This is a genomic window from Burkholderia sp. D-99 (assembly GCF_011605345.1).
Classification (GTDB): Bacteria; Pseudomonadota; Gammaproteobacteria; order Burkholderiales; family Burkholderiaceae; genus Burkholderia.
The window spans coordinates 1406461-1428122 of the sequence record NZ_JAAOXM010000001.1; the positions used below are offsets into that span (position 1 = coordinate 1406461).

The following is a 21662-nucleotide window of genomic DNA, read 5'->3' on the forward strand; positions in this document are numbered from 1 at the left end:
CATTCTCTTGTCCCCGTCTCCGATACGTCCGACCCACTGAAGCGATCGCCGGACCGACTGCGTCCGCGACCGCGCTCACGGCCCGTACAGATATGCAAGGAGCGCACCATGCTTCATGCCGCAAGGCCGCGCGGGCCGAAGCGGGGCCATCGTGGTGAATCGCGCACCGGCAAGCAGCGCGAACGTTTCGAAACTGAAACGCGTGCCGGATCGGCGAGCGTCGGCCAGACATGCCGTCATGCCGCGCCGGCCCGGTCCGCGCCGATATCACGTCGTTGCATCTGCGCGCTCGCCGGTCAGCTTACAATCGCCCCACAGTGCCGCATACACGTGAATAGCGTGCGGGCCCGCCCCGGCATTCCTCGCGCACCTCGCCGCCACCTGACCGGAGCCTTCTACCCGACGCATGCCTGACACACACGACTGGCTGGATATCGACTACCGGACGCTGTTCCGGCTGTATCCGGATCGCCGGATCGAACGCGAGAACGATCCCGACTGCTCGCCCGGGCCGCGTTTCTGGCTCGGCAGATGCGTGGACGGCAGCGTGGCAGGCGTACGCGCCGACGTGCCCACCCCTGTCGCACACGAACTGGCGCGCCTGGCAGACAGCGAACCGCCGTTGGCGGACCGCATGCAGCCCGCGCATCTCGAACGCTATCTCGCGCTGCTCGCCCCTGTTCCGCACTGGAACATCGGCCTCGTCTACGCGCTGCCGCACGCACTCGGTTTCGACACCGACGCGCACGTCGCGCTGATCGATGGCGACAGCGACGCAGGTCGGCATCTGCTGCATGCGCTGTCTACACACGGGATGCCCGACGGCCTGTTCTCGATGGGGTTTCGAAGCAGCGCCGATCTGTGGGCGCCGTGGTGCGCGGCCGTCGTCGACGGAGAAGTCGCGTCCGTCGCATTCGCCGCGCGGCTATCCGGTGTCGGTGCCGAACTCGGTCTCGCGACGGCCCCGGCATTTCGGGGGCGCGGCCTCGCCGCGACGGTGACCGCAGCGTGGTCGCGGCTGCCGTCGCTTCAAACACGCACGCTGTTCTACAGCACCGACAGCGGCAACCGCGCGTCGCAACGCGTGGCGTCGCGCCTTGGCCTCACGCTGCGCGGCACGACGCTGCGGGTGGCGTAGCGCCGGGGCCGGCGCAACATCTCAACGAAAGGCCTCGATGACCTTGACGCGACGTTCGGTTTCGTCGACGAAGCAACCGTCAACCTCCACGAGCCCGAGCGTGCCGCCGGCATCGGGCTGCCGCGATTCGGCGCAGCCGGCATCCCGCGCCTTGAGCCAGCGGCGCTCGTCATCGCGCAACCTCGCCTTGCCCTGCGCATCCAGGCTCGCCATCTTCGTCTTGTAGGCGGCATTCAACCGTTTGTCGGCCGCGTCGTATTTCAGCCGCAGGCAATTGCGGATGTCGGCCGTGTAGCCCGTTTGCTCGGCGGTCTTGCAGATGGCGGCACGCTCCGCATCGTCCGCGAGCGCGTCGGACGCGACCGCGAAGAGCATCGCACTCGCCGCCAGACCGATCACCCCATATTGAAGCGCGTTCATCCGGATTCGTTTTATTCAATGACGGAAGGCACCGATTATGCCCGGCCTGCTGCCCGCATGGCCCTCTTTGGCTCGACGTCGCCGGTCGCGCTCGATCGGGCGGCGCGCACACCGTGCCGCGCGGCCGGCGTGCAAACACGCTAGCATTCGGACACGCAACGTCGCGCGTTCGCTTTGCACCGCCTCCAAGGACTCGACATGACCACGCCCGCCCCTGCCCGCTCCGACGTCGCGCATCGCGTCTTTTCGGCCGGGCAGTTGTCGATCGGCCTCACGCTTCCGCTGCTTCGCACCGGCCATGTCGTCGCCGACTTCGGCAAGCAACTCGAACTCGCAGCGCTGGCCGATACGCTCGGCTTTCGCGCGCTGTGGATTCGCGACGTGCCGCTGAACAGCGCCGACTACCCCGACCCGGTCGGCCACCTCGACCCGTGGGTACTGCTCGGCGCACTGGCGGCACGCACGCGCCGGATTGCGCTCGCCAGCGGCGCGATCGTGCTGCCGCTGCGTCATCCGCTGCATATCGCGAAAGGCGCGTTGTCGGTCGCGACGCTGTCGGGCGGACGCTTCATCCTCGGGCTCGGCTCCGGCGACCGGCCGCCCGAATATGCGGCGTTCGGCGTCGATGCGGAAACGCGACGCGACCGGTACCGCGCGCACTGGGACATCGTCGCGGCCGCGCTCGGTGTGCCATCGCGCGTGCTGCCCGACGAAGCGCCGCCCGATGCGCCCGAATTCACGCTGCTGCCGCGCGGCGCCGACGCGGTGCCGATGCTGGCGGTCGGCTCGGGCGGGCAAAGCGTCGACTGGATCGCGCGTCACTCGATCGGCTGGATGACGTACCACCGCGATCCGGACACGCAGCGCGCACGCTATTCGATGTGGCGCGCAGCGGTCGACCGGCTCGCGCAGCCGGCCTTTCGCGCGTTCGGCGTGTCGATGCGACTCGACCTCGTCGCGGATCCCGATGCGCCGGCCACCGCATTGCCGCTCGGCTATGCAACCGGACGCCGCGCATTGATCGACATCCTGCAGGACATGCGCGCGGCGGGCACGCATCACGTCACGCTGAATCCGGGATCGGACCGGCCCGTGCGCGACGTCGTCGAAGAAATTGCAGAACACGTTTTGCCGGTCTTTCACGACCAGCAAGCGTGATTTGGAAGGACTCCGGATTAATCCGGAGCAATGCGCACATCGCTCACCGTTGCTGGCCAGCATGATTTACAAAATCCTTTCACATCCGGTAATCGAGACGCGGCACCCTATCTGACTGCCTGCAGTCTGTGCCACGCACATGATCGCGAAAACGCGCCGCAAATGCCCGCGCCGCATCGGGCATGCCCGATTCGAATGGTCGTCGACGGAACTATTCGGTTCCGATCGCGATCATGTTAACTTCCGTCCATCGTTCAGCCCGGCGGGCCGCGCGCCGATGCGCGCCCGCATGCCCACCCCATGCGACATATCCTCCTCGGCTGGCTGCTTGCCGCCGTCGTCTCGGCCGCCCATGCGGCCGCTCCCGCCCCGGCCACCGCGTCGGCCGCTTCCGGCACCGCGCCCGCGCTGACACCGCAACAGGCGCAGCAGGCACTCAATGTGCTCGAAAATCCGCGCGATCGCGCGCAGGTCGAAACGACGCTGCGTGCGATCGCGGCCGTCGGCGCGCTTGCCGCACCCGCGGTCGCGGCGAGCGATGCGGCTGCGGCCAGCGGCGCGTCGGCTGTCGCGGCCCCGGGTGCGCTCACGTCGAACGGGCTCGCGTCGATGCTCGTCCGGCAGGGATCCCGCTGGACCACCGAGATCGGCGGTGCGCTGAAGGAGTCGCTGCGCTCGCTGCTCGATATCGGCTCGGTTGGAAGCTGGTGGCATGACAGGCTGGTGCGAGCCGACGAGCGAGCGGATCTCGCGCACGCGCTCTGGATCATCATCGCCGTGCTCGTGCCCGCGCTCTTCGTCGAATGGTTTGCGAAGCGGCTGTTGCGACGCGCGCTGGCCGCGGTGGCCGCACGGCGTGCCGACACGTCGCGCCGCACCGCGCCAGACTCCGCCACGCCCGACGACGACAACGCGCCGCCGGACACACCCGCCAAACCCAACGCCGCCGACGCTCCCAACGCCGCCCCCGCATCGTCGCAAGGCCGCGGCCACGCGCGCCGTCACACCACGCTGCTGCACCGGATGCCGCGCGCGCTCGTCAGCCTCGCGTTGCGTGCCGTGCCGCTGCTCGTGTTCGTCGGCGTCGCGAGCCTGACGATGTCGGCGATCGGCGATACGGGCACCCCGATCGAATCCGCGCTCGAGGCGCTGATCGACATCTACGTGATCTGCCGCCTCGTCACGATCGTCAGCCGGCTGTTCTTCCAGCCCGATGCACGGCAATTGCGGTTGCTGCATATCAGCGACGCGTGGGCCGATTTCGCGCAACGCTCGATCGCGCGGATCGTGATCGTGGTCGGCGCCTGCACGGCCGCTGTCGAGATCGCCGCGAACTTCGGTCTCAGCGAGGCCGGTCACGTCGCGCTGCTGAAAGCCGTCGCGCTCGTCGGGCACCTGATGGTGTCGGCACTGATCCTGCAGTGCCGCCAGCCGGTCGCCGCGCGAATCCGCGCGGCCGGCGACGACCGTCCGTCCTTCGCGATGGTCGCGAATGCGCTCGCCGACGCATGGGCGCCCGTGTCGGTATTCATCGTGATGGCGTTGTGGTTCGTGTGGGCGCTCGACGTCCACAACGGCTATCGCGTGCTGATCACGCTCGGCGGCCGCTCGATCGCCGTGATGATCGGCATGCGGATGGTGTCGATCGTCGTGTTCGGCGCGCTCGCGCGGCTGTTCCAGGGCCGCGAAGAAGACCGCACGCTCGTCCATCTGCACGCGTACCGCTACTACCCGCTGCTGCGCCAGATCGTGTCGGGCGCGATCGGCATCGTGACCATCGTGTTGCTGCTGCAGATCTGGGGCGTGCCGATCTTCCGTGCGTTCGAAACCGGCACGATCGGCCACCGGCTCGCGTCGGCGCTGGTGACGATCGCGGTTGCGGCCGTCGTCGCGCTCATCGTGTGGGAAGCCGCGAACATCGCGATCGAGCGCCGCCTGCAGCGATGGACACGCGAAGGCAATCTCGTGCGCGCGGCGCGACTGCGCACGCTGCTGCCGATGTTGCGCTCGCTGCTGTTCGTGATGATCGCGCTCGTCGTCGTGCTGACGGGCCTCAGCCAGCTCGGCGTGAACGTCGGCCCGCTGCTTGCCGGCGCGAGCATCTTCGGCGTCGCGCTCGGCTTCGGCTCGCAGAAGCTCGTGCAGGATTTCATCACCGGGATCTTCCTGCTGATGGAAAACGCGATGCAGGTTGGCGACTGGGTCACGCTCGCCGGCGTGTCGGGCACGGTCGAGTACCTGTCGATCCGCACCGTGCGACTGCGCGCGGGCGACGGATCGCTGTACACGATCCCGTTCAGCTCGGTGACGACCGTCAACAACACGAATCGCGGGCTCGGCAACGCGGCCGTCAAGATCAGCATTGCCTATGGCGAGGATATCGATCGCGCGATCGCGACGCTGAAGGAGATCGGCGCCGCGTTGCGCGACGATCCGAAATACCGCGACGGCATCCTGTCGGACTTCAGCTACTGGGGTATCGACCAGGTCGACGGCGCGACGCTCGCGCTAGCCGGACAGATGCAATGCACGGACTCGACGCGCTGGAGCGTGCAGCGTGAATTCAACCGGCGGATCGCGGAGACGTTCCGCGAACGCGGCATCCGGATCGCCAATCCGCAGCGCAGCGTCGTTGCGTACGCGGACGGATCGCGGCCTGTCGTCGATGGCGAAAACGGCAGCAACGGCGAAAACACCAGCAACGGCCATGCTGCCGAACCGACGGCCCGGCCGCCGTCGCCCGTCGAACCGGAGCGCAAGCCGGGTTGACCGGCCGGGGCCGACGGGGCGCCGCGTTCAGCGCGCGGCGGGCTTGTGCACGCGCCGCGTGCTTTTCGCGGCGGGCGTCGACGCCCCCGCCTTCGCCGCACGTTTCGCCGCCGCGCCCTGCGCCTGCTTCGAGCCGGCATCGGGATCGGCAGCCGATACGTCGCGCTGCGCATGCCATTGCTCGAGCAATACGCGCGTCTGTTCGGCAATCGTCTCGATCAGCAGCGCAGCGCGCTCGCCTTCGAACGCCTCCCATTCGAGCACCTGCAGCGCAGAACGCTCCGCGATGTGGAACACCGTGATCTGCCCGAACAGGCTCATCGCGCGCAAGCGCGTGACGGGATCGTCGGCCGGCCGCCCCGAGATGCGGCCGATCAGCTCGGCGCTCACGTCGTTGAGCGGCTTGCGCATCCGCTTCATCAGGATTTCGCTCGCGCTCGCCGGCTCCTGGCCGACCTGCTCGCGCGCGAAGAACAACCGCTGGTTCATCGTCTTCGGCGCCGTGAACATCCGGTCCGACAGCGCGCGCAGCAGCCCGACGAACGCGTCGATCAGCACGTCGACGTCCGCGTCCGCATCGAGCATCGCCCACGCATGGCCGACCGACGGCGCGAACACCTCCCAGCCATGCTCGGCGATCGTCTCCACGCATGCGCGGTACACGCCTTCCTTGTTCTCGAAGTAATACTGGAGCGCTGGCGCGTTCACGCCGGCCATCGCGGCGATCTCGCGTGTCGATGCCCCCGCGAATCCGCGCTCGCCGAACAGTTCGATCGCCGCCTCGATGATCCGCAAGCGCGTTTCGTCGCCGCGGGCGTAGCCGCCCGCCGACGTGCGGCGCAGCTTCTTCGCTTCGTTCATGCCTTCCTCGTCATTCGGTCGATCGACATTCTACTTGACACAATTCTATCAACTGGAATAATTCTTCCGATCGGAATAAATTGGACGCCAGCATGTCGACGCCGCAAGACTCGCCACAGAAAGCAGATCGTCAGGAAAACGGAACAACGCCGCGAAACGGCAACGGATCGAAACGGCGCATCCTGCTCGTCGTCACCGTGCTCGCGGCAATTGGCGGCGCCGTCTGGCTCGGCCGCTGGTGGACGGTCGGCCGCTTCATCGAAAGTACCAACGACGCGTACCTGCAGGCGGACAGCATGACCGCCGCGCCGAAGGTCGCCGGTTACGTGACCGATGTGTATGTCCGCGACAACCAGGCCGTGAAGGCCGGTGATCCGCTCGTGCGGCTAGACGTGCGCCAGTACCAGGTCGCGCTCGCGCAATCGCTTGCGACCGTCGATGCGCGCCGCGCGGATATCGCACGCGCCGAGGCCGACATCGGCCAGCAGCATGCAAATCTCGAACAGGCCGACGCGCAGGCGAAGGTATCTCGGATCAATGCCCAGCACGCAAGCGACGAATACACGCGCTATGCGCCGCTCGCGGCGACCGGCGCGGAAACGCACGAACGCGTGGCCGACCTGAAGAGCACGCGTGACCAGGCAGCCGCGACACTCGCCGCGAACAATGCGTCGATCGCAGCCGCGCGCACGCAGATCGCGTCGTTCACCGCGCAGCTCCAGCAGGCGCGCGCGCAGCTCGAAGCCGCGCAGGCCAGCGCCGCGCAGGCGCAGCTCGACCTCGACAACACGATCGTGCGCAGCACCCTCGCCGGCCGCGTCGGCGATCGCACGGTACGCGTCGGTCAATACGTGCAGCCCGGCACGCGCCTGCTGACCGTGGTGCCCGTCGATTCGATCTACCTCGTCGCGAACTTCAAGGAAACGCAGATCGGCAACATGCGCATCGGCCAGCCCGTCGAACTGCACGTCGATGCACTGCCGGACGGTGCGCTGTCCGGCGTCGTCGACAGCTTCGCACCCGGCACGGGCGCGCAGTTCGCACTGCTGCCGCCCGAGAATGCGACCGGCAACTTCACGAAGATCGTCCAGCGCGTGCCGGTGCGCATCCGCCTCGCCGCGAACGCCCGCGCGCAACGCATGCTGCTGCCGGGGCTGTCGGTGACGGTCGACGTCGATACGCGCTCGACCCGCGACGAGACGCATCATGGCTGAACCGTCCGCCACGACGCCCGTGCCGCCGCATGAAGGCCGTGCGAGCGTGACCGACTGGATCGCGGTCGCGGCCGGCGCGCTCGGCGCGCTGATGGCGACGCTCGACATCTCGATCACGAACTCCGCGCTGCCGCAGATCCAGGGCGAAATCGGCGCGACCGGCACCGAAGGCACCTGGATCTCGACCGGCTACCTGATGTCGGAAATCGTGATGATCCCGCTCGCCGCGTGGCTCACGCGCGTGTTCGGATTGCGTAATTTCCTGCTGACGAACTCCGCGCTGTTCATCGCGTTCTCGATGATGTGCGGCTGGTCGCATTCGCTGCCGATGATGATCGCCGGCCGGATCGGCCAGGGCTTCACCGGCGGCGCACTGATCCCGACCGCTCAGACCATCATCCGCACGCGGCTGCCGTTGTCGCAGTTGCCGGTCGGCATGACGCTGTTCGGCCTGATCGTGCTGCTCGGGCCGCTGTTCGGCCCGGTGCTCGGCGGCTGGCTCGCGGAGAACGTGAACTGGAGCTGGTGCTTCTTCATCAACCTGCCCGTATGCCTGCTGCTGATGGGGCTGCTGTGGTTCGGGCTGCCGTCCGACCGCCCGCAATGGAGCACGTTCTTCAACGCGGACTGGCTCGGGATCGCCGGCCTCGCGATCGGGCTGAGCTCGCTCACCGTCGTGCTCGAGGAAGGCCAGCGCGAACGCTGGTTCGAATCGCAGATGATCGTCACGCTGAGCTTCGTGTCGCTCGCCGGGATGATCCTGATCGCGTTGTCGCAGATCTTTGCGAAGCGGCCGATCATGCGGCTGTCGCTGATGCGCAACCCGCGCTACGCGAGCGTGATCGTGATCGTGTCCGCGGTCGGCGCCGGGCTGTACGGCGTGTCCTACCTGCTGCCGCAGTTCCTCGCGATCGTCGCCGGCTACAACGCGCAGCAGGCCGGCGCGATCATGCTGCTGTCGGGGCTGCCCGCGTTCCTCGTGATGCCGATCCTGCCGCGCCTGCTCGGCAAGGTTGATTTCCGCATTCTCGTCATCTCGGGGCTGCTGCTGTTCTGCCTGAGCTGCATGCTCGACATCAGCCTGACCGCGCAGAGCGTCGGTCACGACTTCGTATGGTCGCAACTGATCCGCGGTCTCGCTCAGATGCTCGCGATGATGCCGCTTAACCAGGCGTCGATGGCGGCCGTCGCGCGCGAGGATTCGGGCGATGCGGCGGGGCTCTACAACATGGCGCGTAACCTCGGCGGCTCGATCGGGCTCGCGATCATCGGCACCGTGATCGACCGCCGCACGACCTTCCATACGGCCGCGCTGCGCGAATCGGTGACGGCGAACTCGCTGATCGGGCAAGACCGGCTGTCGGCCTATGCGGCCAACTGGTTCGCACACACCGGCGATCTCGCATATTCGAACATGCGCGCGCTCGGACAGCTCGCGCAGCAGATCCAGATCCAGGCCGTCGTGATGACCTATTCCGAAACCTTCTATCTGCTGGGCCTCGCGCTGCTCGCCTGCGTGCCGCTCGCGCTGCTGCTGAGAACGCCGCGCGGGCCGCAGCCGATGTCGTCCGGCCACTGAACCGTCTTACGCGATGAAACCCTTCTCAATGCCCTGTCGCCCTGCGCTCACGCTGTGTGCGGCCGCGTGCCTGCTCGCCGGCTGCACGGTCGGCCCCGACTACCGCGGCGCGCCCGCCGCACCGGATGCGCCGACCTTCGTGCGCGCGCCGGCTTCCGGCGTCGACGCCACCACCCCCGCGCCGAGCGCGTGGTGGCACACGCTCAACGATCGCCAGCTCGACGACCTGATCACCGCCGCGCTCGTGTACAACCCCGACTTGCACGCCGCGCAGGCACGCTTGCGCGCATCGCGCGCGCAGCTCGCGCAACAGCGTGCCGCGCAGTTGCCGAAATCGTCGGCCACCGTCGCCGCCATCCGCATGCGCGAGCCGGACGTCAGTGCGCTCGGTTCGCTGCTGCCGTCGAACGGCTCGAACCAGTCGGGCGGTACGTCGCCGTCGCTGGGCGGCTCGGGTCCGCTGCAGCTCTATTCGGCAGGCTTCGACGCAACCTGGGAAATCGACCTGTTCGGCGGCACGCGCCGTGCAGTCGAAGCCGCGTCCGCACAAGCGGAAGCAGTCGACGCCGATCTCGCCGATACGCAGGTGTCGATCGCGGCCGAAGTCGCGAACGCGTATGTCGACCTGCGCGACCAGCAGCAGCGGCTTGCGCTGTCGCAGCGCACCGCCGAGTTGCAGCAGAAGATGCTCGAACTCACGCAGCAGCGCCGTGCGCGCGGCGTCGCAGCCGATACGGACATCGAGCGCCTGACGACGCAGGTCGAAAACACGCGCGCATCGCTGATCCCGCTCGACGCACAGGTAACGGAATCGCTCGACCGGCTCGCGATCCTGACGGGCCGCGCGCCGGGTGCGCTCGACGCGGCGCTGTCGACACCGGACGCGCCGCTGCCGACGCTGCCGGGCAGCGTCGCGATCGGCGATCCGGCCACGCTCCTGAAGCAGCGCCCCGACATCCGCGCGGCCGAGCGCCGGCTTGCATCGAGCAATGCGCAGATCGGCGAGCATGTCGCCGATTATTTCCCGAAGGTGACGCTGCTGGGCGATCTCGGCTTCAGCGCGACGGACCCGGGCCACCTGTTCCGCAAGCAGAACTTCACCTGGATCGGCGCACCGTATCTGCAATGGAACATTCTCGACTTCGGGCGCACGCGTGGTGCGGTTCGCGCGGCCGAAGCATCGCGCGATGAAGCGGAAGCGAACTATCAAAAGGCAGTGCTCGGTGCCTTGCAGGATGCCAACACGGCATTGCAGCGCTACGGACACCAGCGCGAGCACGTCGTTGCGCTCACCAAGGTGCAGACGTCCGCCGTGCATTCCCGATCGCTGATGGACGAGCGCTATCGCGCGGGCGTCGCATCGATGATCGACCTGCTCGATACGCAACGCGAAGCGCTGTCCGCGCAGCAGAACGTGATCGCCGGGCAAGCCGAACTGATCAAGGACTACGTGTCGCTGCAGAAAAGCCTCGGGCTCGGGTGGCAGGCGGGCGCGGGTTGACGGCGAATTGAGCGGTGCCGCGCGGCCGGGTTGGTCGAGGCTGCTGCGGCATCGATGCTTGCAATGCGGATCGCGAAGCCCACGCACGCGCCGCATGTTCAACCGACCTCGTTCGACGATCGTGGATCGTGGACCGCTTCACGATGCGCGACGCAACAACTCATTGCGTACGCAACAATACTCACCATCTGCGCCGATAACAACCAGGCTCGCACCGCATCGACGCCGGCGCTATCGGAAACATATCGAATATCAATTAGCCAATCGTCTGACGATCTCTTCTAATTCAGTCGGCTTCCCCACCACCGATCGGATTCAAGGAGTTCCATCGTCATGTCCTCATCCTCCCTTCGCGTGCTGAGACACGCAGTCGCCACGATCTGCGTTGCACTTTCCGCGTCTCCCCATGCCGCCGAACTCACTCGAGACACGGGCGCCCCCGTCGGCGACAACGAGAATTCGCAGACGGCCGGCCCTGCCGGCCCCGTGCTCCTGCAAGACTCCGCACTCATCGAGAAACTGCAGCGCTTCGATCGCGAGCGCATTCCGGAGCGCGTCGTGCATGCACGCGGCACCGGCGCATTCGGCGAGTTCGTGCCGACCGCCGACATCTCGAACCTGACGAAAGCGAAGGTCTTCACGCCGGGCACCCGTACGCCGGTGTTCGTGCGCTTCTCCACCGTCATGGGCTATCGCGGCTCGCCCGAACAGGCGCGCGATCCGCGCGGCTTCGCAGTGAAGTTCTATACACAACAGGGCAACTGGGACATGGTCGGCATCAACTGGCCCGTGTTCTTCATTCGCGACGGCATCAAGTTCCCCGACTTCGTTCACGCGAACAAGCCGAGCGCCGTGACCGGCGTGCAGGATCCGAACCTCGCATTCGACTTCTTCGCGAACACGCCCGAAGCGACGAACATGCTGACGATGCTGTACACGAACGCGGGCATGCCCGATTCGTATCGTCACATGGACGGCTTCGCGGTGCATGCGTTCAAGTTCGTCAATGCACACGGCGACGTGCACTACGTGAAGTTCCACTGGAAAAGCCAGCAAGGCGTGCACGGCTTGCGTCCGCAAGACATCGACGCATCGATCGGGCATGACTGGAACATGATGACGAACGACCTGTACGGCGCGCTGAAGCAAGGCGACTTCCCGAAGTGGGATCTGTACGTGCAGGTGCTCACGCCGCAGGACCTGACCCGGTTCGACTTCGATGCGCTGGACGACACGAAGGTCTGGACCGGCGTCCCCGAGCGCAAGATCGGCACGATGACGCTGAACCGCGTACCCGACAACTACTTCCAGTCGACCGAGGAATCGGCGTTCGCGCCATCGCGACTCGTGCCGGGCATCGAGCCGTCCGAAGACCGGATGCTGCAGGATCGCCTGTTCGCCTACGCCGACACGCAGATGTACCGGCTCGGCGCGAACTACATGGACCTGCCGATCAACCGGCCCGTCGTGCCGGTGGTCAACAACAACCAGGACGGCAAGATGAATGCCGGCGACCGCAAGGGCGAGGTGAACTACGAGCCGTCGACGCTGCATGAACTCGCGCCGGACCCGCAGTACAAGTCCGTCCGCATGACGCTCGGCGGAACGACGCAGCAGGAGGCGATCCACAAGAAGCTGCGGTTCCGTCAGGCCGGCGAGTATTACCGCGGTTTGTCGCAGCAGGACAGGGACGACCTGATCACCGCGCTGTCCAGCGATCTCGGCAAGGTGACGAACGCGCACAACCAGTACGCGATGCTGTCGTACTTCTACAAGGCCGATGCCGACTACGGCACGCGTCTCGCGCAGGCCGTTCACGCCGACATCCGGCAGGTGCAATCGCTCGCGGCGAAGCTGAGCGAGAACTGATCCCGCGGCTCCGGTCGCTGTCGACGTGCGGGGTTGCGCCGCGCACGTCGACCCTACCCACACCTCAGGACCTCCCCATGCAATCCGAACGCCTGACGCGCGCGATCCGCTCGACCGCAACGGCCCTGGCGCTGGCCGCGATCGCCGGTTGCGCGCACCTTCCCGACCAGCCGGCGTATGCGCGGGCCGACCCTGCATCGCTGCGCCGCTACGACGGAGACTGGTTCGACGCCGCCCGAGTCGGGCGCGTCGACATCCTGCGTGCATTGCACGACGCCGGCTATCCCGTCGACGCCACCGACAGCCACGGTTTTACGGCCGTGATACTCACGTCCTACGACGGCCAGCCAGCCGCGCTCGACTACCTGCTGTCGGCCGGCGCAAACGCATGCGCCGGCGACCGTCATGGCAACACGGCGCTGATGGGCGCCCTCTTCAGGAACGAACCCGACATCGCGCGACGCCTGATCGACACGCATTGCCCGATCGACCAGACGAACGGCGCAGGGGAAACCGCGCTGGGATTCGCGACGCTGTTCAATCGGTTCGAGCTGATCCCGCTCCTCGTCGCACATGGCGCGAATCCGAATCACGTCGATCGGCGCGGCCAGTCGCTGCTGCAGCTCGCGCAGTCGCGCGACAACACGGAAGCTGCGGATGCGCTGCGGCATGCAGGTGCGCAACGGTAACTCGGCCGCGACCGAACCGTCTGAACAATGCCTGCGCATCGTGCTATCGTGCCGCTGGCAACTGATCCAGTACCGTGTCATGCCGGATGAAAGCGCGACGGTGACGGTGCGCGCTTTCGCCGACCACGTATCAGCCGGTTGCGGCGGCGCAGGTCTTCCAGTGCACGCTCGGCGACGGTCTGCGCTTCACCCATGCATGGCACGAGTGCGACTGACGGAGGAGATCCGTAAAGAACGGGAAGATCTTCGATTGAAAAGCAGGACTACTATAAAAAAGGAGCCACGCGCGAAACAAGAAACTGTCTCGCGCGTCGCCCGTGAACACCCGAGAAATCAGAAAAACTCGTCGAGCAGTCGGTAGAAAGCGATCCGGCGCGGATCGGGCCGCTCGATTCCGTACCGGGCGAAGAAAGGCGCAACCCATTCACCGCCGAGATCGGCTTCGATATCACGCGCCGCCAGCGCCAGATCCTGATATCGATCGGCCACACCGAGGCGCCCGCAGTCGATGAAGCCCGAGAAGCGACCGTCTTCGACCATGAAGTTGGGCAGGCACGCGTCGCCATGCGTGACGACCCTGTCCTCGATCGACGGCCGGCTCGCCAGCAGCCTGGCGAACAGTTCGTCGAGTTGTACGCCCGTGTTCGCGTCGTCGAGGTTGTCCTCGTCGACGAGCCCCGCGTTCATCCGTGCGCGGGCACGCTCGATGCGGAACGCCGCGCCGTGATCGAACGGGCACGTTGCCGGCTCGAGCCGATGCAGCGCACACAGCGCGTCGGCGATGATCGCCACCTTCTCCGCCGGCCCGAGGCGCGCGACTTCGAGGTTTTCGCCGTACACGGCACTCAGCAGCATCCACTCGCGCCCCGCCGCCGATGCCACGTCGAGCACCTGCGCGCCCGGCAGGCCCGTCGTCTCCAGCCAACGCAGTCGCGCCGCCTCGTCACTCAGCTCGGCCAGCGGCCCGGCCGGTTCGGTCTTGACGAACCGGCGCGATCCATCGCGCGCATCGAGCCGGAACACCGCGGCATCCGACTGCCCTTCCGTCTGTCGTGTCCATCGGCAATCTGCCCATGCGGCCTTCCAGGTCACGGGCACTTCGATGCAAAGCTTGTCGTTATCGATCACGTCAGATTCGATCCTCGTTGAATGGGCCGGCATGCGGAACATCGGATACCTCACGACTTCGTGCCACGCTTCCGGCTACCCGCGGGCCCGGCTTTCTCCGGCGCACACCGGCGATTCGAGTCATGCCTCGAACATGGTCGGCCAATCGTTCCAATTACGCGTCGAACCAGAAACGATCGTCCAATCGAATTCAGCATTACTTTCCTTGCCGGCCTCGAATATTACAAATTACTGCCAATATTTTCAAAAACATTGCATTTATTCGCTTTAATTTTGTTTCATATAACCAAAAAAAGTTTGACACCTCGCTTTCGTTCTTGATACCGTCCGATGCAAGCAATCTGACAAATTGCTCACCACGCAATCGCTTCCGCTCCACGTTTTTTTCGCTTCCGCCGCACCGAAGTGCCAGCCGCCAGCCGTATCGTTCACGCGCCGGCGCATGCGACATCCCGATGCATTTCATTGGACGACTGCCATCCGGCAGCGGGCCGAAGGATCGAATCAAATGAGCAGGACAACGAAACTGTTGCTCTAGCAATCCCGCCCGCGCCCTGTCCGCGCGGTTGCGTCGTATCGCGGCGCAGCCCTCTCGTTACCGCAATTTCCGTATTTCGCCCCCGGAGAAAAAAACACCTTTCCGGATCGGGCGAAAGGCCCTGTCGCGTCCGCGCCATCCGCACGCATGCGACAGAAATCGGCGGCGCATCACCCGCACCGCTGTCGACCGTTGTTGTTCGTGCCGTTCGATGTTCAACCGGAGGGGTAATTCAAATGAATCAGGTTGCAGACAAGAATCAAAAGCACAAGCGCTTCGTCAAGCTCGCCTTCGCCGCCGCGGCAGCCGCATCGTTCGGCATGTCAACCGTCCACGCCGCACCCGCGGCCGGCTGGACGGAAACGCGCACCAAGGGCTTCCTGCCGCTCGTGCAGCAGAGCGAAGCCGGTACGGCCGGCGCGCCTGCGGCGAGCACGGCCGCCGCTGCCACAGCGGCCATCGAGATGGCGGCCGGCGAATCGGTGGACATCGTGCTCGGGCTGAACCTGCGCAACGAAGCACAACTCGACCAATACCTGCACGACCTGCATACGCCCGGTTCGCCGCACTACCGGCAGTTCCTCACGCCGGCCCAGTTCGCCGCGCAATATGCGCCGACCGACCAGCAGGTCGCCTCGGTCGTCGCGCATCTGCGCAAGGAAGGCTTCGTGAACATCGTGGTCGCGCCGAACCGCCTGCTGGTATCCGCGTCCGGCACCGCGGCGACCATCAAGTCCGCGTTCCGCACGACGCTCAAGCGCTTCACGCGCAACGGCCGCAGCGTCTATGCGAATACCGACGCCGCGCAAGTGCCGAACGCGATCGGTGGCGTCGTGAGCGCGGTGCTGGGCCTGCAGAACGTCGAACTGATGCACACGGGCGCGGGCAGCAAGCCGCAAGGCAACACCAGCAACCTGACGATTCCAGCGGGCGCATCGGCGGTGCCGCACAACCCGACCGAGTTCTCGTCGATCTATGGCGGCGACGGTACGCCAACGGCCTCGCAGACCACCGTCGGCATCATCTCCGAAGGCGACCTGTCGCAGACGGTGAGCGACCTCAACACGTTCGCCGCGAACAACAGCCTCGGCACGATCAGCAGCAGCATCGTGAAGACGGGCCCGTCAGGCAGCTCATACACCGACACCGACGGCACCGTCGAATGGAACCTCGACAGCCAGTCGATCGTCGGCGCGGCCGGCGGCAGCGTGAAGCAGGTCGTGTTCTACGTCGCACCGTCGATGACGCTCACGGCGATCACCGCCGCGTACAACAAGGCCGTGACCGACAACGTCGCGAAGGTGATCAACGTGTCGCTCGGCGTGTGCGAATCGTCCGCGAACAGCACCGGCTCGCAGGCAACCGACGACACCATCTTCAAGCAGGCGATCGCGCAGGGGCAGACTTTCTCGGTATCCGCCGGCGACCACGGTGCGTACGAATGCGCGGGCGGCACGCCGTCGCGCTCGACCTACACGGTGAGCGAGCCGGCAACGTCGCCCTACGTGATCGCAGTGGGCGGCACGACGCTGTTCACCAGTACGTCGACCAACGCGTACAACAGCGAGATCGTCTGGAACGACCCGAGCTGGGCGCCGGGCACCGTGTGGTCGACGGGCGGCGGGTACAGCAAGTACGAAGCCGCGCCGTCGTGGCAATCGTCGAGCCTCACGGGATCGACCAAGCGCGCACTGCCTGACGTCGGCTTCGATGCCGACCTGCGCACCGGCGCGATTCTCGTCGTGAACGGCCAGACGTCCGACACGCTGTGGGGCTCGGGCTACCTGAACAACGAAGGCGGCACGAGCCTTGCCGCGCCGATCTTCACGGGCATCTGGGCGCGACTGCAGTCCGCGAACAACAATGCGCTCGGGTTCCCCGCGTCGAGCATCTACAAGTACTTCCCGGGCAACGCGGCGCTGCTGCACGATGTCACGTCCGGCAACAACGGCAGCGGCACCTACGGCTACAAGGCGAAGGCCGGCTGGGACGCAACGACCGGCTTCGGCAGCGTGAACATCTCGAAGCTGAACGCGTTCATCCAGAGCACGCCGGATTTCGCACGCTGATGAACCGATGACTGCCCCGGCTCCGCGTGTGCACTGAAGCGCACGCACGGAACCGGATGGGAGCGTTCAAATAACCCGCGAAGGCTGCCAAGCCGTCGCGGGTTTTTTTGCGTTCCGCACAATCTCGCGGATCGAGCCTCCGGCGCGACGACGCATTCACCGGCCTTGCAATTGTTGCGCACACAACTTTCATATCAATTACATTGCGCCGCCATTCCGCTTGCGGACTGCAAGGTACACATACTGTTACATAACACCCAGACAACTTCCGCGCGTGTCGTGCGTTTAACTGGATATACCGATTCGTCGCGGGACAACCACCATGCGAACACGACCTTGCCGCCTGCTTCGGCCGATGCCCCCGGAGCAGGCGCAGACGGTCGCGGCACAATGCTCAAGCCGATCGCGCGGCCCGCGTGCCTGCCAACGCCGACACAACACCGAACGAACAACATGAACAACACACGTGCATACCGCCCCGTCAGAACGCTGATCGCGTCGTCCCTCATCGTGTCGCTGCTCGGCCTCTCGGCCTGCAACAGGAACGGCGACAGCAGCACGGCCGCTCCGGCCAGCGACGCAAGCGCGGCCGCGGCGGCACTGCCGGCTTCGACGCCCGTCGCCTACACGCCGCCGACTGCCGACCAGCTCTATCAGATGGTCGCGCCGATCGCACTCTTCCCCGACAAACTCGTCGCGCTGGTGCTTGCGGGCGCAACGTATCCGGACCAGGCCACGCCGCCAATAACTGGGTGACGCAGAATCCGTCGTTGACGGGCCAGGCGCTCTCAACCGCCGCCGATACGCAGCCGTGGGACCCGTCCGTCAAGGCATTGACCGCGTTCCCCGCCGTGCTGTCGCAGATGGCGTCGAACCCGGCCTGGACCACGTCGCTCGGCCAGGCGTACTACAACGATCCGACCGACGTGATGAACGCGATCCAGGTGATGCGCCAGCGCGCGCAGACGTCCGGCCATCTCCGGTCGGGCGGCCAGATGCGGGTCACGCAAGTCGCGCAGGCCGCACCGACCGGCTATACACCGGCCACCGATGCGCCCGTGGGCTACGCCGGGCCGGCGATCGTGCCGCCGCCCGTGCAGGCCATCGAGATCGAAGCCGCCCGGCCCGACGTCGTCTACGTCCCGTCTTACAACCCGACGGTCGTCTACGGCGAACCGGTTTCGTCCTACCCAGGCTACGTGTATCGGCCGCCTTCATACAGCACGGGCGAAGTCGTTGCCGCAGGCGTGATCACGTTCGGCGTCGGCATCGCCGTCGGCGCCGCGATCTTCGGGCACCACGACTGGGGCTGGCATGCCTGGGGCATGAACTGGGGCGCGCCGCGTCCGGAAGGCCCCGGCTGGCACGACGGCTGGCAGCGTCCGGCCGTGGTGTACAACCACACCACGTACGTGTCGAAATCGACCACCGTAATCAACAACATCACCAACATCCGCAACACGCGCATCACGAACAACTACGGCGGCAACGTCACCAACAACACGACGAACACGACGAACACGACGATCGAACGCAACACGATGCAGCCGGGCGCGCAGCCGATGCGCGGGCAGGTCATGGAGCAGCACCCGGGAGCCGCGCCGATGACGATGCCGCACTTCGGCGCGAACGGCGCACGCCCCGGCGCGCGGCCGTCGCCCGATGCGTTCGCGCAGAACCGCGCGAACGAACCGCATGCCGAAATACCGGCGCAACATGCGCCCGGCGCGATGCGCGACGAGCGGCAGCAGGCGCTGCAGCAGGAGCGCGCCGCGCAGGAAAACCGGGCAGTCGTGCAGCAACAGCAATTGCAGCAACAGCAGCGTAACGAGGCACTGCAGCAACGCGAAGTGATGCAACAACACAACGCGGCGCAGCAGCAGCAACGCGAGGAAATGCAGCAACACAACGCAGCAGAGCAACAGCAGCGCGAGGAAATGCAGCGACGCAATGCAGCGCAGCAACAGCAGCACGAAGAAATGCAGCAACGCAACGAGGCTCAGCAGCAACCGCGCAAGGAGACGTCGCCGCGCAGCGAAGCACAACCGCAGGAACACACGGCACCGCAGCCGCGGCAACCGGCCCCCGAGCACGCGCCCGCACCGCATCCTGCAGAGCCGCATCCGCCGCACGAAACGCATGAGCATCGCACCGAGTGAAACGCATCCCGTCACGGCAGCGCGGCATCCGCGCTGCCGGCCGGCGAAACGCGCGTCGCGCCGCCATGCGAAGCCGCCACGACCCGACACGCCGCGCGCCACCGTCTTTCACGAAACCGCGCGGCCTTGCCGCGCAATTCACTCGGCCCAGTTCCGCACGTAGTCCGGCACCGGCATGTTGGCGTCGGCATGAACCGGTGCGCCGCGCGTCGTCTTCAGCGGCAGGATCCCCGTCCAGACAGCGAGCGCGAGATCTTCATCCTTGTCGGACGGCAGCGAATCGCTGACTTTCACTGCCGCTTCTGCAAGGGCAATCCGCAGCACGCTGGTCGCATTGATTTCCTTCTCGTTGCCGCGCCGCGCATCATGCTTGCGACCGGGTGCGATCTTGTCCATCAATGCATCCAGCGCCGCCAGCTTGTCGTCACTGCCCTCCACCATGTCGAACCGCCCGTAGATCACCGCGGATCGATAATTCATCGAATGATTAAAGGCTGACCTGGCCAACACGAGCCCGTCCAGCAACGTAATTGCGACGGAGGCCGGTGCGCCCGCCGACAGCGCCTTGATCATCCGGCTGCCGTTGGACCCGTGAATATAGAGGTCATCGCCCCGTCTCCAGTGCGCGGTCGGGATACAGTGCGTGTCCTCGCCTGCACCGAACGCGATGTGGCAGACGTAGGCTTCGTCCACGATGCGATGAAGCATCGTGCGATCGCGATTCACCAATTCCGGCAGGCGGCGAATGGTGGTGCGGGGGGTGGAAGAGATGACGGTCTGGTCTTTCATGTTTCGATTTCCTGTTCGCGCACCGTTGCACGCATCGAGCGGCCCGCGTTCCGGCACGACGCAGGAATCCGCCCATAATATCTTTGTACTGCGAAGTTAATAGAATTGAACGCGTACAGCTTCCACGTCTGAACGACCGGTCAATCGGCCCATCGACAGTCGCTCTCCAAATCGAGCAAAATACGCGCGTGCCGCAATCCGTGACGATCGCCGGAAAGACCCTCGCCCCGGCCGGCACCGCGAGAACGTGAACGATACGATGCGCGACGAATCTTCAAAAGAACCAGCTCAACGAAAAATTCTGGAACCAGCCCATGGATCTCGCGCTGCTCATCTCATCGCTTTCCAGACAGGACGGCACGACACGCCACAGCCAGCAGGAAGCCCTCTACCGGAGCCTGCGCAACATGCTGCTGGACGGACACATCCCGGCCGGCACGCGGCTCGTGTCGACGCGCGTGCTCGCCACGGAATTGGGCATCGCGCGCAACTCGGCGGTCTATGCGTACGAGCGCCTTGCCGAGGAAGGCTTCGTGGCGGCCACGCGCAACGGTACGATCACGCGATGGGACGGATGCGGCCGTTCGAGCGCCGGGCGCGAAACCGGCCCGGCCACGGTTCAATTGTCCGAGCGCGTGCACGGGCTGGAGAACGCCGACCCCGAACCCGAACGCATGCTGCCGTTCGTTCCCGGTCTTCCGTCGCTCGATGAATTCCCCGTTGCCCAGTGGCGCCGCTGCATCGAGCATGCATGGAAAATCATCAAGCCCGCGCAGCTCGCATACGGTCCGGTCGAAGGGCTGCCCGAATTGCGGCGTGCCGTGGCCGCCTACATCCGGGTCTCGCGAGGCGTGCGCTGCGAAACAGGCCAGGTATTCATCACCGACGGCACGCAAAGCAGCCTCGAACTATGCGCGCGCATGCTGGCGAATCCCGGCGAATTCGGCTGGCTCGAGAACCCCTGCTACAACGGCGCCCGTACCGCATTCCGCTCGACCGGCCTGGAGATCGTGCCGATCGAGGTCGACCACGAAGGGATGGCGCCAACCGACGAGCAGTGGCGAACCCGGCCACCCAGGTTGATCTATACGACACCATCGCATCAATACCCGCTCGGCGCGCTGATGAGCCCCCGGCGGCGAGCGGCACTCGTCGAGCACGCGCGCGCGTGCGGCGCGTGGATCATCGAGGACGATTACGACAGCGAGTTCCGCCACGGCGGCCAGCCGCTGCCCGCGATCCAGGGCTTGCATGCCGACGCACCGGTCTGCTATCTGGGCACCTTCAGCAAGACGATGTTTCCCGCCCTTCGGCTCGGCTTCATGGTGGTTCCGCCGGTTCTGGTCGACCGCTTCACCAGAACGCTGCGCGAACTCGTCCATCGCGGCCATCCGGCCGATCAGCTGGCGATGGCCGAATTCATCGACACCGGCCTCTTTGCGCGGCACCTGCGCAGGATGAGGACGCTGTACGCCGAGCGGCGGAGCAGCCTCGAAGCGGCACTCGCCCGCCACCTCGGCACCGCGCTGAGCGTTCGGGAAAGCCCGGGCGGCATGCATCTGTCGGCGGATCTCGCGATGCCGCTGCACGATACCGACGTCGCCCGCGCCGCAGCCGCGCATGGCCTGCTGCTTCAGCCGCTGAGCAGCTATCGGGTCGGCGACGGCCGGCCGTACAACGGCTTCGTGCTCGGATACTCCGGGCTGAACGACGCAACGATCGAGGCCGCGACGATGCAGCTCGCGGCCGTCATCGATGCGCAGGGCCGCACGCGTTGCTGA

The 21662-nt window shown here is 66.1% G+C and carries 14 protein-coding genes and 1 pseudogene; 11 read left to right on the plus strand and 4 right to left on the minus strand.

The annotated features are described in order from the left end of the window. Positions 1-406: 406 nt before the first annotated feature. Positions 407-1138 (plus strand): GNAT family N-acetyltransferase, encoded by a 732-nt coding sequence (locus HAV18_RS06140; RefSeq protein WP_166953771.1) that lies wholly within the window; start codon positions 407-409, stop codon positions 1136-1138. A 21-nt stretch (positions 1139-1159) separates the two neighbouring features. Here the strand turns inward: HAV18_RS06140 and HAV18_RS06145 are convergent, their stop codons facing one another. Continuing rightward, positions 1160-1558 (minus strand): lysozyme inhibitor LprI family protein, encoded by a 399-nt coding sequence (locus HAV18_RS06145; RefSeq protein WP_166953774.1) that lies wholly within the window; start codon positions 1556-1558, stop codon positions 1160-1162. Between the two features lie 198 nt (positions 1559-1756). On the opposite strand from HAV18_RS06145, the gene HAV18_RS06150 reads away from it, so the two are divergent. Together HAV18_RS06150 and HAV18_RS06155 are read left to right on the plus strand one after the other, a co-directional pair. Continuing rightward, positions 1757-2716, plus strand: a complete 960-nt coding sequence (locus tag HAV18_RS06150) for an LLM class oxidoreductase (protein ID WP_166953776.1) — start codon at positions 1757-1759, stop codon at positions 2714-2716. Positions 2717-3016: 300 nt separating this feature from the next. After that, on the plus strand, positions 3017-5485 hold the full coding sequence (locus HAV18_RS06155; protein WP_166953778.1) for a mechanosensitive ion channel domain-containing protein: 2469 nt from the start codon (positions 3017-3019) through the stop codon (positions 5483-5485). 27 nt (positions 5486-5512) lie between these two features. On the opposite strand, the gene HAV18_RS06160 is transcribed toward HAV18_RS06155, so the two are convergent. Beyond that, on the minus strand, positions 5513-6346 hold the full coding sequence (locus tag HAV18_RS06160) for a CerR family C-terminal domain-containing protein (protein ID WP_166953780.1): 834 nt from the start codon (positions 6344-6346) through the stop codon (positions 5513-5515). Positions 6347-6438: 92 nt separating this feature from the next. On the opposite strand from HAV18_RS06160, the gene HAV18_RS06165 reads away from it, so the two are divergent. From HAV18_RS06165 to HAV18_RS06185, 5 genes are all read left to right on the plus strand, one after another. Continuing rightward, the gene (locus tag HAV18_RS06165; protein ID WP_166953782.1) at positions 6439-7560 is read left to right on the plus strand and encodes an HlyD family secretion protein; all 1122 of its coding nucleotides are present in this window, start codon (positions 6439-6441) and stop codon (positions 7558-7560) included. After that, entirely contained in the window at positions 7553-9139 is a 1587-nt protein-coding gene (locus tag HAV18_RS06170; protein WP_166953784.1) for an MDR family MFS transporter, read from the plus strand. The genes HAV18_RS06165 and HAV18_RS06170 overlap by 8 nt, the downstream gene beginning before the upstream one ends. 13 nt (positions 9140-9152) lie before the next feature. Next, positions 9153-10640: an efflux transporter outer membrane subunit gene (locus tag HAV18_RS06175; RefSeq protein ID WP_166953786.1), complete on the plus strand. Its 1488-nt coding sequence runs from the start codon at positions 9153-9155 to the stop codon at positions 10638-10640. Positions 10641-10973: 333 nt separating this feature from the next. Next, positions 10974-12509, plus strand: a complete 1536-nt coding sequence (locus HAV18_RS06180) for a catalase (protein ID WP_166953788.1) — start codon at positions 10974-10976, stop codon at positions 12507-12509. A gap of 77 nt (positions 12510-12586) precedes the next feature. After that, positions 12587-13198, plus strand: coding sequence for an ankyrin repeat domain-containing protein (locus tag HAV18_RS06185; RefSeq protein ID WP_166953790.1), 612 nt, complete (start codon positions 12587-12589; stop codon positions 13196-13198). 333 nt (positions 13199-13531) lie between these two features. Here HAV18_RS06185 and HAV18_RS06190 read toward each other — a convergent pair whose 3' ends face one another. Next, positions 13532-14326, minus strand: a complete 795-nt coding sequence (locus HAV18_RS06190) for an APH(3')-II family aminoglycoside O-phosphotransferase (RefSeq protein ID WP_407062401.1) — start codon at positions 14324-14326, stop codon at positions 13532-13534. A gap of 774 nt (positions 14327-15100) precedes the next feature. On the opposite strand from HAV18_RS06190, the gene HAV18_RS06195 reads away from it, so the two are divergent. Next, entirely contained in the window at positions 15101-16933 is a 1833-nt protein-coding gene (locus HAV18_RS06195; RefSeq protein ID WP_166953792.1) for a protease pro-enzyme activation domain-containing protein, read from the plus strand. 453 nt (positions 16934-17386) lie between these two features. Continuing rightward, positions 17387-19092: pseudogene (locus tag HAV18_RS06200) on the plus strand (DUF3300 domain-containing protein). 138 nt (positions 19093-19230) lie between these two features. On the opposite strand, the gene HAV18_RS06205 reads toward HAV18_RS06200, so the two are convergent. Continuing rightward, on the minus strand, positions 19231-19881 hold the full coding sequence (locus tag HAV18_RS06205) for a pyridoxamine 5'-phosphate oxidase family protein (protein ID WP_166953794.1): 651 nt from the start codon (positions 19879-19881) through the stop codon (positions 19231-19233). A 314-nt stretch (positions 19882-20195) separates the two neighbouring features. On the opposite strand from HAV18_RS06205, the gene HAV18_RS06210 reads away from it, so the two are divergent. Continuing rightward, positions 20196-21662 (plus strand): PLP-dependent aminotransferase family protein, encoded by a 1467-nt coding sequence (locus HAV18_RS06210; protein ID WP_166953796.1) that lies wholly within the window; start codon positions 20196-20198, stop codon positions 21660-21662.

What these genes read in the sequence shown, in the direction of transcription:
- HAV18_RS06150 (WP_166953776.1), top strand. Translation starts at nt 1,757, where the DNA reads ATGACCACGCCCGCCCCTGCCCGCTCCGACGTCGCGCATCGCGTCTTT.
- HAV18_RS06180 (WP_166953788.1), top strand. Translation starts at nt 10,974, where the DNA reads ATGTCCTCATCCTCCCTTCGCGTGCTGAGACACGCAGTCGCCACGATC.
- HAV18_RS06145 (WP_166953774.1), bottom strand. Translation starts at nt 1,558, where the DNA reads ATGAACGCGCTTCAATATGGGGTGATCGGTCTGGCGGCGAGTGCGATG.
- HAV18_RS06165 (WP_166953782.1), top strand. Translation starts at nt 6,439, where the DNA reads ATGTCGACGCCGCAAGACTCGCCACAGAAAGCAGATCGTCAGGAAAAC.
- HAV18_RS06185 (WP_166953790.1), top strand. Translation starts at nt 12,587, where the DNA reads ATGCAATCCGAACGCCTGACGCGCGCGATCCGCTCGACCGCAACGGCC.
- HAV18_RS06205 (WP_166953794.1), bottom strand. Translation starts at nt 19,881, where the DNA reads ATGAAAGACCAGACCGTCATCTCTTCCACCCCCCGCACCACCATTCGC.
- HAV18_RS06140 (WP_166953771.1), top strand. Translation starts at nt 407, where the DNA reads ATGCCTGACACACACGACTGGCTGGATATCGACTACCGGACGCTGTTC.
- HAV18_RS06160 (WP_166953780.1), bottom strand. Translation starts at nt 6,346, where the DNA reads ATGAACGAAGCGAAGAAGCTGCGCCGCACGTCGGCGGGCGGCTACGCC.
- HAV18_RS06155 (WP_166953778.1), top strand. Translation starts at nt 3,017, where the DNA reads ATGCGACATATCCTCCTCGGCTGGCTGCTTGCCGCCGTCGTCTCGGCC.
- HAV18_RS06170 (WP_166953784.1), top strand. Translation starts at nt 7,553, where the DNA reads ATGGCTGAACCGTCCGCCACGACGCCCGTGCCGCCGCATGAAGGCCGT.
- HAV18_RS06210 (WP_166953796.1), top strand. Translation starts at nt 20,196, where the DNA reads ATGGATCTCGCGCTGCTCATCTCATCGCTTTCCAGACAGGACGGCACG.
- HAV18_RS06175 (WP_166953786.1), top strand. Translation starts at nt 9,153, where the DNA reads ATGAAACCCTTCTCAATGCCCTGTCGCCCTGCGCTCACGCTGTGTGCG.
- HAV18_RS06195 (WP_166953792.1), top strand. Translation starts at nt 15,101, where the DNA reads ATGAATCAGGTTGCAGACAAGAATCAAAAGCACAAGCGCTTCGTCAAG.